10 protein-coding genes are annotated in these 12,618 nt (G+C 63.7%); 7 read left to right on the top strand and 3 right to left on the bottom strand.

Going from position 1 to position 12,618, the window contains the following annotated elements; all coding sequences use genetic code 11:
* Positions 1 to 121 precede the first annotated feature (121 nt).
* Positions 122 to 562 carry a phasin family protein gene (locus IVB05_RS29720; RefSeq protein ID WP_247779518.1) on the bottom strand — a complete coding sequence of 147 codons (441 nt, stop codon included), beginning with the start codon at positions 560 to 562 and terminating at the stop codon, positions 122 to 124.
* Positions 563 to 960: 398 nt separating this feature from the next.
* On the opposite strand from IVB05_RS29720, the gene IVB05_RS29715 reads away from it, so the two are divergent.
* The 3 genes from IVB05_RS29715 to IVB05_RS29705 all read left to right on the top strand — a co-directional run bounded on the left by IVB05_RS29715 (position 961) and on the right by IVB05_RS29705 (position 4,117).
* Positions 961 to 1,152, top strand: coding sequence for a hypothetical protein (locus IVB05_RS29715; RefSeq protein WP_247779516.1), 192 nt, complete (start codon positions 961 to 963; stop codon positions 1,150 to 1,152).
* A gap of 324 nt (positions 1,153 to 1,476) precedes the next feature.
* Positions 1,477 to 2,607: a glycosyltransferase family 2 protein gene (locus tag IVB05_RS29710; protein WP_247787091.1), complete on the top strand. Its 1,131-nt coding sequence runs from the start codon at positions 1,477 to 1,479 to the stop codon at positions 2,605 to 2,607.
* A 7-nt stretch (positions 2,608 to 2,614) separates the two neighbouring features.
* On the top strand, positions 2,615 to 4,117 hold the full coding sequence (locus IVB05_RS29705; protein WP_247779514.1) for a glycosyltransferase family 39 protein: 1,503 nt from the start codon (positions 2,615 to 2,617) through the stop codon (positions 4,115 to 4,117).
* 13 nt (positions 4,118 to 4,130) lie between these two features.
* On the opposite strand, the gene IVB05_RS29700 is transcribed toward IVB05_RS29705, so the two are convergent.
* Together IVB05_RS29700 and IVB05_RS29695 are read right to left on the bottom strand one after the other, a co-directional pair.
* The gene (locus tag IVB05_RS29700; protein ID WP_247779513.1) at positions 4,131 to 6,026 is read right to left on the bottom strand and encodes an adenylate/guanylate cyclase domain-containing protein; all 1,896 of its coding nucleotides are present in this window, start codon (positions 6,024 to 6,026) and stop codon (positions 4,131 to 4,133) included.
* An 11-nt stretch (positions 6,027 to 6,037) separates the two neighbouring features.
* On the bottom strand, positions 6,038 to 6,559 hold the full coding sequence (locus tag IVB05_RS29695) for a FecR domain-containing protein (protein WP_247779512.1): 522 nt from the start codon (positions 6,557 to 6,559) through the stop codon (positions 6,038 to 6,040).
* A 273-nt stretch (positions 6,560 to 6,832) separates the two neighbouring features.
* On the opposite strand from IVB05_RS29695, the gene IVB05_RS29690 reads away from it, so the two are divergent.
* From IVB05_RS29690 to IVB05_RS29675, 4 genes are all read left to right on the top strand, one after another.
* Entirely contained in the window at positions 6,833 to 7,528 is a 696-nt protein-coding gene (locus IVB05_RS29690) for a DUF899 family protein (protein WP_247779511.1), read from the top strand.
* Positions 7,529 to 7,941: 413 nt separating this feature from the next.
* Positions 7,942 to 9,282, top strand: a complete 1,341-nt coding sequence (locus tag IVB05_RS29685; RefSeq protein WP_247779510.1) for an RtcB family protein — start codon at positions 7,942 to 7,944, stop codon at positions 9,280 to 9,282.
* 263 nt (positions 9,283 to 9,545) lie between these two features.
* Positions 9,546 to 10,721, top strand: coding sequence for a tlde1 domain-containing protein (locus IVB05_RS29680; RefSeq protein ID WP_247779509.1), 1,176 nt, complete (start codon positions 9,546 to 9,548; stop codon positions 10,719 to 10,721).
* Between the two features lie 299 nt (positions 10,722 to 11,020).
* Positions 11,021 to 12,505, top strand: a complete 1,485-nt coding sequence (locus IVB05_RS29675; protein ID WP_247787088.1) for an AMP nucleosidase — start codon at positions 11,021 to 11,023, stop codon at positions 12,503 to 12,505.
* Positions 12,506 to 12,618: the final 113 nt, after the last annotated feature.

Here is a 12,618-nt window from a genome sequence, read left to right as displayed (position 1 = left end):
AGCCCTGATTGGCCAGTTTGCCAGGCGCCGACTTAAAGGCATGATCCCTCGAAAAAAGGCTCCGGAATAACCGGAGCCTTTTAATTCCACCAATCTGCGCCAAACTGGTTTCGCGTGAACCTCAAGGCTTGCCGTGCGTCGCCGGCGTCTTGCCCGTCAGCCCCTTGAACGGGTCGAGGGTCTGCTTGGCGAGCCGGTTGTGGAGTTCGCAGATCTTCTGCGACTCGGCGACCGAGGTTTCATAGGCCCGCTTCACGAATTCGCTCTGAACCGTCATCGCCTTGTCGAGCGAGCGAACGCCGCTGAGCTGCTCGACAAACGATCCGAACTCCTCGATCGATTTCCGTGTGTAGTCGCGATAGGCATTCGCGATGGTCTGCAGGCTTACCGGCGCAGGCTCTGCCGTGGACTCGACTGCTGCGGGCTGGATCGACGCGGCCTCGGCGAGCGCGGCCTCGACTGTTGCGGGCTCGGCCGGCTCGGCCAGCGAGGGCACCACGGCCGGCTGCGGCTCGGGCGGCGCGGCAACGGCGACTGGTTCGTCGATGGCCGGCTGATCCACCTTCGGGCTCTCCGCGTGAACCGGCTCCGGTCGCGGTGGTTGATCCTGATCCGGGCTTTGCAATTCAACCGGCGCCGGGCTCACGGCCGTGCTCTCTTGGGAAGCGGCCTTTTTGCCCCGCTCTCCCTTCCGGTTGCGCCGTCCGGATTTCCCGGCCGGTTTGCCCTGATCTGTATTCGACATCTTTTTCCCCTATTCCCTGTCAACCCGAAGGTCGAGACTCCGCCATGTTTGCGATGGAATCGCGGTTCTTGCTTGTCCGTCGCGCGGCGCTCGCGTGGTGAGATTTTGGAGCCCGCTTCGGCGGCCGGTATTGTCGATGGCTGACGCCGAGACTATTCTTCCACAAGCTTTTTCCGTGATATCAGTTCCCGATCAGGCCTAGGGGATCGTTGATTATGAATTCGCAGTCAGTCGCCGGTCTTTTGGGAGCCATCGTCGCATCGATCGTGATGGTGGTTGCAATCGCCTATGGGCCGATCGGCCAGTTCGGAAAGCCCGCCAAGCCGGCGAGCGTCCAGCAACCCGCGCCGCCGCTTCAGCAGGCTCCCGCCCCGCGCGGGCCGGTGATTCGGGAGGTTCCGAATTAGGGCCGGGATCGCCTCTTGCGGAATGCCTTGGGCATTCCTATCTGGGACACAACGGCGACGTTGACGCTTCAAAGCTCCGGCGCCGGGACGACCATGAATAGTTTGGCTGCGCCGGATGTACGCGCGCCCTCTGTTCGTGGTCGTTGGCATTTTCAGAGCATTTTCAAGCGAAGCAGGCCCCGGATCCGATCCGGCGGCGGCTAATGATTCGTCCGCGCCGGGCCGGCACCGGGGCGGTTTCGTCCCCCGTTTTCACCGTCCAGTTACGTCGTTCCTGAAGCTCGCCTTGGCATGTCGGACGGCTGCGGATATACGCTGGCGATCATGAATGACGCCATCAAACCGGGCCCCGAAACCCCGTCGCAGGCCGGTTTGCCTGAGCTTTCGGTCGTTGTGCCGACCTTCAACGAGCGGGACAATGTCACCGTACTGTACCGGCGGCTGGAGGCCACGCTATCAGGCATTTCCTGGGAAGTGGTCTTTGTCGACGACAATTCCCCTGACGGGACCTGGGAAGTGGTGCGCGGGCTGGCGCGGAAGGATTCGCGCGTCCGATGTATCCGCCGGATCGGGCGCCGCGGACTGTCGGGTGCATGCATTGAGGGCATTTTGGCCTCGAGCGGCCCCTATGCGGCTGTCATCGACGCCGATCTGCAGCACGATGAAACGCAACTGCCGAAGATGGTCGCGCTGCTGCGAAGCGGCGAGGCGGAACTCGTGGTCGGCAGCCGCTATGTCGAGGGCGGCAGCGCCGACAGTTTCAACAAGCAGCGGGCAGGGGCCAGTCAGCTTGCGACCGAGGTCGCCAGACGCGCCCTGAAGGTCGAGGTCGCCGATCCCATGAGCGGTTTCTTCATGATCCGCCGCGACCGCTTCGAGCAACTGGCGCCGCAGCTCTCGACCCAGGGCTTCAAGATCCTGCTCGACATCATTGCGACCGCACAGGGCAAGCTGCGCGCCGTCGAGATTCCCTACACTTTCGGTTCGCGCCAGCACGGCGAGAGCAAGCTCGATTCCATGGTGGCGCTGGACTTCCTCGGCCTGGTGCTGGCCAAGCTGACGCACGACGTGGTCTCGCTGCGTTTCCTGTTGTTCGCGATGGTCGGGGGCACCGGCCTTGTCGTGCATCTCGCGACGCTGTTCATCGCGCTCGAAATCTTCAAGGAACCGTTTGCGGAGGCACAGGCCGCCGGCGCGCTGGTTGCGATGACCAGCAACTTCATCCTGAACAATTTTCTCACCTATCGCGACCAGCGGCTCAAGGGATTTGCGATCCTGCGCGGCCTGTTGCTGTTCTATCTCGTCTGCGGCGTCGGACTGCTCGCCAATGTCGGCGTTGCGTTCGCGGTCTTCGACCAGGAGCCGATCTGGTGGCTCGCAGGGCTTGCCGGCGCGCTGATGGGCGTGGTCTGGAACTACGCGATGTCCGGACTGTTCGTCTGGCGCAGGCGATGACCGGAAAATGAGCTCCAACGAGGCGCGGGTTGCCCTCAATACGGGTCTGGCGATCCTGGGGCTCGTTGCGCTGCGCCTGATCGCCGCGGCGTTCACGCCGATCACCTTCGACGAAGCCTACTATTGGATGTGGTCGAAGCATCTTGCCGGCGGCTATTACGATCATCCGCCGATGGTCGCGGTCGTGATCCGGCTCGGCACGCTGATCGCAGGCGATACCGAATTCGGCGTGCGGCTGGTTTCGATCCTGCTGGCGCTGCCGATGAGCTGGGCGATCTATCAGGCCGCCGCCATCCTGTTCGGCAGCCGGCGCGTGGCCGCGTCATCAGCGATCCTCCTGAACATCACGCTGATGGCCGCGGTCGGCACCATGATCGTCACGCCGGACGCGCCGCTCCTGGTGGCTTCCAGCCTCCTGCTGTTTGCGCTCGCCAAGGTGCTGCAGACCGGTCGCGGCGTGTGGTGGCTGGCGGTCGGCGCCGCCGCCGGTTGCGCGCTGCTGTCGAAATACACCGCGCTGTTCTTCGGACCGGCGATCCTGATCTGGCTGGTCGCCGTTCCCAAACTGCGGCACTGGCTGATCTCGCCCTGGCTTTATCTCGGCGGGCTCGTCGCGCTGGTGCTGTTTGCGCCGGTCATTCTCTGGAACGCCGGCCACCACTGGGTTTCCTTCATCAAGCAGATGGGGCGGGCTCGGATCGAGGATTTCCGCCCGGTCTACATCGCCGAACTGATCCCGACGCAGATTGCGTTCGCGACGCCGCTGGTGTGGATCCTCGGCGCGATGGGGCTTTACGCGCTGTTCCGCCGCCGCGCCGGCGCGCTGCCGGCGCGCGCGCTCGTCAATACGATGTTCTGGATCATCGTTGCCTACTTCGTCTGGCACTCGCTGCATGCCCGCGTCGAGGCCAACTGGTTTGCGCCGGTCTATCCGGCGTTTGCGATCGCCGCCGCCGTCGCCGCGCATCTGGTCGAATGGGAACCACGCTGGCAGCGCCTGGTCGACTTCTGCCGGCGCTGGGCGGCGCCGGGCGGCGTCCTGATGTTCGTGCTATTGGTCGTGCAGGCCGACACCGGCGTGCTATCGGGCTATCGTCGCGATGCCACCGTGCGCAGCGTCGGCGTCGGCTGGCGCGAAACGGCCGATGGAATTGAGGCGGTGAGGGCGCGCGTCGGCGCAACATGCGTGCTTGCGTCGGATTACGGCACCACCGCCTGGCTGGCCTTCCATCTGCCGAAGGGCACCTGCGTCGCACAGCCCAGCCAGCGCATCCGTTGGATCAACATGCCCGAACCTGATGCGGCGCAGCTCGCCGGCAAATCGTTGTATGTATATGAGGCGTGGCTCGGCGATGCACCCTATCTGAAGGACAGGTTTGCCCGTGTCGAACGGGTCGGGGAGGTTCAGCGCAAGCGCGGCCCGCTGGTAATCGAGACCTATGCGCTCGATGTGCTGGAAGGGCCGAAGGGCGAAGTGCTCGACCGCACGCCGCCGCCGGAAGCGCGATAGAGCGCGCGGCCGGTCACTCCGCGGCGTCGGGATGCGTGCGTTGATCCATCGTGGAATGTTCGCCCCGCCACAGCCAGACCGTGAGCGAGCCTGATCGGCCGCGAATCTGCGTCTCGACGGGGCCGGCAAGGCTTCCGGTTTTCAGCCGGGCGCCGATGCGCTCCGCCGCGATACGCAACGTATCGCTCAACGCCAATCGGACATCGTGGCGGGCCGCCACTTCCATCAGACGGCTCGCGATGTTCACGGTGTCGCCGGTTGCGGTGATATGCTGATGGTTGCGGCCGCCGAGCCGGGAGGCAACGATCGGCCCGAAATGCGCGCCGATCTTGAAGCCGATCCGCACGGCAATCGGCGGCGGCAACGCCTCGATCCAGCGTTCGGTCTTGACGCAGAGCGCGATCGAACATTGCGCCGCGCGCGCAGCGTCATCCGGCGCCGCCTCCGGCAGGCCGAACAGGATCATGGCGCCATCGCCGAGGAAGCTCGTGATCATGCCGCCGCACCGCATCACTTCCTTGTCGACCAGGGCGTGAAACTCCTTCAATAGCCCCCTCGTGGCATCCGGATCGAGCGTTTCGCTGAGCGAGGTAAATCCGGACAGATCGACGAACACGACGGCGGCATTCTGCCTGACCGGCGCCAGCAGGAAATCGGGATCGCGCGTCAGCCATTCCTGCAGGCCCGGCGTCTGGAATTGTTCGAGCAGCCTGTTTTGGACGGCGAGATGCTGGGCGCTGCGCCGGCCCGACCATAGCTGCAACGTACCGAACAGGACGATCGGCGGCACCGCCGCGGCCATAGTCGTCGCGGTGTCGAGCGATATGCCGTGCGCGAAAGCAACCGTATTCGCAGCCGCCCATGCGAGCATCACCGCGCTGACCGTGAGCAGACCAACCGCGTTTCGCCGCCACGCCAGCAAGCCGACCAGCAGTATCGGGAGCAGGACCGTCGTGATGGCTTCGACGACGCGAACCGGCCCGTCGCGCACGACACCGTCGCCTGCGACCAGATGCGTGATCGCGGTGGAAATGATTTCCACCCCCGGCATCAGGGAATCGAACGGCGTCGGAAAGAAGTCGCCGGCGCCGGTTGCGGTCGCGCCGAGGACGACGATCCGGCCCTGAATGGCCTCCTTGTCGACCTGGCCGTCGACCAGATTTGCGGCGCTGACGGTGCGAATGGTGCGGCGCGGGCCGTAATAGGAAATCGGCAGCGCATAATCGGAAGCAGTCGCGATCGGCCGGTCGCCGAACAGCAGGCGGTCGGGCTCGATCGTCAGCTTCTGGCCGATCGCGACGGATGCGACACGAAGCGGAAACGACAATTCGATTCTGTCGCGTGTCCGGAACAGCATCGGGACCGATAGCGGCGTGCCGGTCTGGCCCGTCGCCACATTGGCGATGCCGACTTCCGCGCGGTCGGCAAAGGCCGGGAGCGGCAGCAGGAAGCGGTCGGCCTTCGGCAGGCGGGCCAGCGGCCCGTCGTCCTCCGCGGAAGGCTGAACGATGTTTGAAAATACCGCCGCCGCCGCAAGCACGGTCGGACTCGCCGCCAGCGATTTCGCGAGTGCCGCGTCGCCGTCGGCGGGCCCTTTGTCGACCAAAAGAAGATCGATCGCGATGACCTTCGGCTCCAGCCGCGCGATCGCCTCGACGATTTTGGCTATCTCTGCGCGCGGCAGGGGATAGGTGCCGCTGAGTTTGACGATGGTGTCGTCGATCGCAACGATCGTGACGAGATCCGGCGGCGCCTTTACACCGCGCGCCAACGTTCGCACGTCGGTCAACGCCGACTCGAGCCGATCGAGAAAACGCAAATGGCCGCTGGTATGGCCGAGCCATATCGCGCCTGCCCACAATCCCGTGCAGAGCAACGCAGCCAGAATATGAAGACGTCGATGGCTCATTCGTCTGACTTCTATTGTCCTAATCTTGCCATCAGGGCCGTAACGCGCGCGGGCGGCCAGCGTTTCACGATCAGGTCGCCGGATGTCTCGACGTCGACGCCGTCACCGGGGCCGAGTACGACGCTGCCGCGGCCGGCGGCCCGCGCCACGCTGACACGACCGTCGACGACGAAGACCGATGTCTTTGCACCTTCGGCGTCCACCGCCCATTTGGTACCGCGTACGGCAGCAATCGCCTGCGGCGTCACAACGTTGAATCGGGTACGGCCCGGCTTCTTCGGCACTTCGAGCAGCAGGGCCTTGTTGCTGAGTTCGACGGAATCGACATGGCCGTCGCGGTTGCGATCCCCGAGCTCGAACTTCGCACCGCTTTCGGCCACGATGGTGATCGCCGTCGGGCAATGCAGCGTTTGCGTTCCTTGTGCCGTCTGCGCCGACGTGCAGCCCAATTTCGCTGGCTGCGCCAACGCATGTCCAGCGAGGAGGCCAAGGCTTGCAACAGCGATACTTCCGGCGCGTGCCAGCATTGTCATGGCAGCTTCCCCTTCGGGGTATGGGCGAAACAGGCGTTGGCGATACGGTGCCGTATCACAGGGCCGGCCTCCAATGCAAAGCCGTCGGCAGCCGATAGTATGTCTGCCTCCGGCGGTTAAGGTTCGGCGATAGCTCCTATGCAGAAAATCCGCGCAAATTGGCTCCAAAACGGGCGGAAATGGCGGTTGTAGGCCGAATTTTTTGCCCGCTTCTGTCGGACCCATGGGGTGTGGAACGTCTTGTAACTGAGCAACCAACGCCGAGGTCATGCCATGTCCGGTTCCGCCCCGAAACCCGCCGTCGAACTCGCCCGCGGAAACAGCGTGCGCTTTCCCAATGAGAGTGCCGAGTATCGCCGCGCCCGCGAGCAATTGCTGACCGAAGAAATCGAACTGCGCCGTCACATCGAACGCGTCGCCGAATTGCGTCGCGCGCTGCCGCCGGGAGGCGCAGCGACGAAGAACTATGAATTCGAAGGCGAGGGCGGCAAGGCAACCTTGTCGGACCTGTTCGGCGACAAGCAGACGCTCGTGATCTACAGCTACATGTTCGGACCGCAGCGCGAGGCGCCGTGCCCGATGTGCACGTCCTTCATGAGCACCTGGGAAGCGAAGTTGCCCGACGTCGAACAGCGCGTCGCGTTTGTCTTCACAGCGCGCTCGCCGATCGCGCGGCTGATCGCGGCGAAGAAGGCGCGCGGCTGGACGCGGCACCGGATCTACTCGGATGCATCGGGCGACTACACCCGCGATTATGTCAGCGCTGAGGATGCCGACGCGCCCGGCTACAACGTGTTCACCCGCCGCGACGGCAGCATCCGTCACTTCTGGTCCGGCGAAATGGGACCATCGACCGCCGATCCCGGACAGGATCCGCGCGGCGCGCCCGATATCGATCCGCTGTGGACCATTCTCGACACCACGCCGGAAGGACGTGGCATGGATTGGTATCCGCGCCTGAGTTATTAGCGCCGGCACAAGTGGACGTTGCCGGCCCTATTTACAAATCCTGGAATTGCTGTATGTGATCGCGCGCTTCTCGCCGATCTCTGGGAAAGACGATGCTTCGTATAGACACCAATGGTTCACGTTATGCAGGCCAGCCGGTCGTCCGGCGCGGTCGCGCTTTGGCGTGTTCGGTTGTCGTGTATCCAACGAGAGCACCGATTTCGCAAAGCGAACCAGCAGCGTAAGACGGCGGCGGGTCCTCCCTCTGCCGTCCAGGCAGCGAGAAATGATCCGCACGATGCCCTTCGCGGCTAAATGCACCTCCCAACTCCCTGCCTGCAAACCGAACCGGCCCGTGTCGCGACTGACATGGGATTCTACCGGAGTCCCGAAGGGCCTTCGGAACGTAGTATATTGCAGTGAAGGAGGATCAGATGCGATCCGATCCCTACCAGGAGCGGGCCAGGGCTTTGGCCGTCGAAGCCGGGCTTGACCCCGACGCGAAGATCGATCGGCCCGGCCAGCGACCGATGCCGACGTGGTGCCTGTTTCGCGATGCCGCGCGCAAGGAGAAGCTTGCGCGCGACGCGCAGGCCGTTGCCGCCGATGTCGCGCTCAAGCCGCAAGCGGAGCAGTATCAGAACAGCCCGCTCAAGATATTCGGCAAGCACGATGACGCGACGATCGCGCAGATGCGCAATTGCATGTCGGTCGGCAACGCAGTCGCCGGCGTGATTTGCGCTGACGGGCATCTCGGCTATGCGCAGCCGGTCGGCGGCGTGATCGCCTATGAGAAGCAGATCAGCATCTCCGGCGTTGGCTTCGACATCGGTTGCGGCAACATGGCCGTGCGCCTCGACACGTCGTTCAGCCAGATCGAAGGCAATGTTGGCGCGATCATCAAGGACGTGCACAACGTGATTTCGTTCGGCGTCGGACGCACCAACGACGAGCGCGTCGAGCATGAACTGTTCGACGACGTCGACGCGTGGCGTGAATCCGACATGGGCGCCTATCGGCAGAAGGCGGTCTCGCAACTCGGCACCGTCGGATCGGGCAATCACTATGTCGACCTGCTGCGCGACGAGGAGGGTTTTGTCTGGATCGGCGTGCACTTCGGCAGCCGCGGCCTCGGCCACACCAGCGCGACCCGCTACCTCAAGGCCGCGGGCGGCAAGGACGGCATGAACGTGCCGCCCGCCGTCATCGACGAGGACAGCGAGATCGGGCGGCGTTACATCGCGGCGATGCAACTCGCCGGGCGCTACTCCTATGCCGGCCGTGAATGGGTGATCGAGCGCGTGCGCAGGATTATCGGTGGCGAGGTCACCGACATGGTTCACAACCACCACAATTACGCGTGGCGGGAGAACCATGGCGGCAAGGATTTGTGGGTAGTGCGCAAGGGCGCAACGCCGGCATTTCCCGGCCAGCGTGGCTTCATCGGCGGATCGATGGGCGACGACGCGGTCATCGTCGAGGGCGTCGACAGCGAGGAGGCGAAGGCTTCGCTCTACTCGACGGTGCACGGCGCGGGCCGTTTGTTTGGCCGCAAGGAGGCCAAGCGGCGGTTCACGCGGTCCGAGATGGACGCCTGGCTGCAATCGCGTGGCGTGACGCTGGTAGGCGCTGACCTCGATGAAAGTCCGATGGCCTATCGCCGGCTGACGGAGGTGCTGGCCGAGCACGCTCGCTCGATCAAGGTGCAGCACACGCTGCGCCCGTTCGCTGTCGCCATGGCTGGCGAGAATGAGTTCGATCCGTTCAAGGATTGAGGCCGAACTTGGCCCGTTATGGGACATCCGGCGTGGCTTCACGCCGGATGTCCCTGTTTGGGACCGATCCCCGGAGCGTTACGGGGGTAATTTCTCTAATAGTTCCATGGATTTGAGCCTGCCTTACATCCGCCCGCGTTTAATCCGGATTTAACTAAAAGTCGCCTTAATGACGCTCTGTGCCTCTGCGAGATGCTGCAGGGAACGTCTCCGGACGCGGCATCAATGGGGGACTTGGTGGAATTGTTCTGGGCGTTGTGTGAATGAGTAAGCGTACGCGTGCGTTCGGCCCTGCGGCCCACAACCGCAGGAAATCCTCTCGCAAGGGTATTCCCCAATATTTTCTCGGCGGTGTCGCGCTCGCGGGCCTCGTGCTGGGCTGCGCCTGGACCGTTTACACCAACGTGCTTGGCTCCAGCGTCTATCCATCCGTGAACAGCGCCGCCTTCGAGGCGCCTGTCTTCAGGAACCCGACTACCGTCGCTGCCCGTCCGGTGCAGCCGGCCTTCAACGAAATATTCGCATCGCTGCCGCAACAGTCCCTGGTGATCCCCGCACCAGAGAACGTCGCGTCTTCGCTGATGTTCACCGAACGGTTCGCCGCAGCGGCGGCGCAAGGCCAGCCATCCAGAGCTGTCGAGCCCCAACCGGTCGAAGCGACGAAGCTGGCGGAAGCTTCGCCGTCGGCCGAAGCGCCGAAGGCCGTGCAGGCGTCGAAGCCTGCTGAGACGCCGAAGCCGAAAGTTTCCACCCCGACTACCAAGCTCGCCTTGAACGTTCCGGCCACGGCGCCAAAGGAGACCGAAGCCAAGACTGCGGAGGATAAGACCGCGAAGGCATCCTCCGGCTCTTCCGTTCGCGACATGGCGCAGCGCGCCAAGGCCGCCGTGATGTCGATTGCTTCCAACGAGAAGCAGACCATGGTCGAAAAGCTGTGGGGCAAGCAGCCGGCAGCTGGAGGGTTCCTGGCTTATGCATCCGCCGACGCCAGCGTCACCGGCAGCATCATCGATACCCGAAGCCAGAACCCGATGATGGGCGGCGCGCCGCCCTATGACCGCCAGACCGCGGTCTACGATATCGCCGCCAAGACGGTGTATCTGCCCGACGGCACCAGGCTGGAGGCGCATTCGGGGCTCGGCTCGAAGATGGATGACGTGCGCTATTCGCATGTGCGGATGCAGGGCGTGACGCCGCCGCACATTTACGAACTGAAGCCGCGCGAGGCGCTGTTTCACGGCGTGCCGGCACTGCGGCTGACGCCGCTTGGCGGCGAGGAAAAAATCCATGGCCGCGACGGGTTGCTCGCGCACACCTACATGCTCGGGCCGAGCGGCCAGTCCAACGGTTGCGTCTCGTTCAAGGACTACTACGCGTTCCTCGATGCCTACAAGAACAAGGGCATCCGGCGCCTCGCGGTGCTGGCGAAGGTGCAGTAGCGGGATCGGATCCGCTGCTCTCGTGCGCCTGATGGCGCAAACCAGGCGCCTCGCAAAAATTCGTCGTCCCTGAGAACGCAGGGGCCCATAGCCACCGAGTCGAGTCGTCGACGGGATCGCGGCCCGTCGCGCAACAATAGGCATTTGTGGTTCTGGGTCCCGGGTCAAGCCCGGGACGACGAGGTGCTTCTTGAGCACAACCCCAGACGTATCTGGAACGAGACGCGATTGTGGTTATATTTGCTGATCCAGAGTGAGTCTCCGCTCGACAACTGGCGCGAAGCAACATGTGTTCCGCAATGCTCGTCGAAACTCCACCGCCCTTCGCGACCGAAGCATTCGTCGATGCCGGTGCGGCCGTTGCCCGTCTCGAAGAGATCTACGAGCGCAATACCCAGTTCCTTCGCGATCGCTTTGAAGCCTATGTCAATGGCGGGGCGTTCGCGACGCGCGTGCGAGCCTGTTATCCGCTGGTGCGGATGACGACCTCGACCCATGCGCGGCTCGATTCGCGTCTCGCTTATGGCTTTGTCGCGGGGCCGGGTGTGCATGAGACCAGCGTGACGCGCCCGGATATTTTCCGCACCTATCTCACCGAGCAAATCGAGCTGTTGGTCAAGAACCACGGCGTGTCGGTTGAAATCGGCGAGTCGAACGAGCCCATTCCGATTCATTTCGCCTATCGGCGGGACATCAACATCGAGGCGGCGCTGACGATTGCCGACAGCTCGGCCTTTACGCGAACGCTGCGCGACGTGTTCGATACGCCCGATCTTGCAGCGATGGACGATGCGATCGCCGACGGCACATTTGAACTGCCCCCCGGAGCACCCGAACCCCTGTCCCTGTTCCGTGCGGCGCGGGTCGATTACTCGCTGCGCCGGCTCTATCACTACACCGGCACCGATCCTGAGCATTTCCAGAATTTCATTATCTTCACGAACTACCAGCTCTATGTCGATGCCTTCGTGCAACTGTGCCAGCATCGCCTCGCATCGGGCGAGATAGGCCCCGATGCTTTTGTTGCTCCCGGCAATGCGATCACGCGCAATGCGCGGCTTGGCGGTGGCACGACCGGGATTACGCCTGAGCGCGCGCCACAGATGCCTGCCTTTCATCTCGTCGAGCCCGGCTATGGCGGCATTACCCTGATCAACATTGGCATCGGTCCGTCCAATGCGCGGAACGTCACCGACCACGTCGCGGTGCTGCGGCCGCACGCCTGGCTGATGGTGGGGCATTGCGCGGGCCTCAGGAATACGCAGCGGCTCGGCGACTACGTGCTCGCGCATGGTTACGTCCGCGAAGATCACGTGCTCGACCATGAGCTGCCGCTCTGGGTCCCGATCCCGGCGCTTGCCGAGATGCAGGTCGCGCTGGAGGAAGCGGTCGGCGAGGTTACCGGGCTGACCGGCTTTGAGCTCAAACGGGTGATGCGCACCGGAACGGTTGCTAGTGTCGACAATCGCAATTGGGAAATCAGTGGCCCGTCGGTCATTCGACGGCTGTCGCAATCCCGCGCTGTCGCGCTCGACATGGAGTCCGCGGCGATTGCCGCCAACGGCTATCGCTTCCGCGTCCCCTACGGCACTTTGCTGTGCGTCTCCGACAAGCCGCTGCACGGCGAAATCAAGCTCGCCGGCATGGCCAGCGAATTCTACCGGCGACGCGTCGGTCAACATCTCGAGATCGGCCTGAAGGCGCTCGAACGGCTCAAGCACCAGGAATCCGAGCGCCTGCATTCGCGCAAGCTCAGAAGCTTTGCCGAAGTCGCGTTTCAGTAGGCCGTAGGGTGGGCAAAGCGCAGCGTGCCCACCATCACGTGCACGGCAAGAATGGTGGGCACGTCGCTACGCTCCTTTGCCCATCCTACGAAGCTCGGTTAACGCTGTGATGG

The organism is Bradyrhizobium sp. 170, assembly GCF_023101085.1.
Lineage (GTDB): Bacteria > Pseudomonadota > Alphaproteobacteria > Rhizobiales > Xanthobacteraceae > Bradyrhizobium.
The sequence above is the reverse complement of the archived record's forward strand: the minus strand, read 5'-3'. Positions and strand labels throughout refer to the sequence as shown.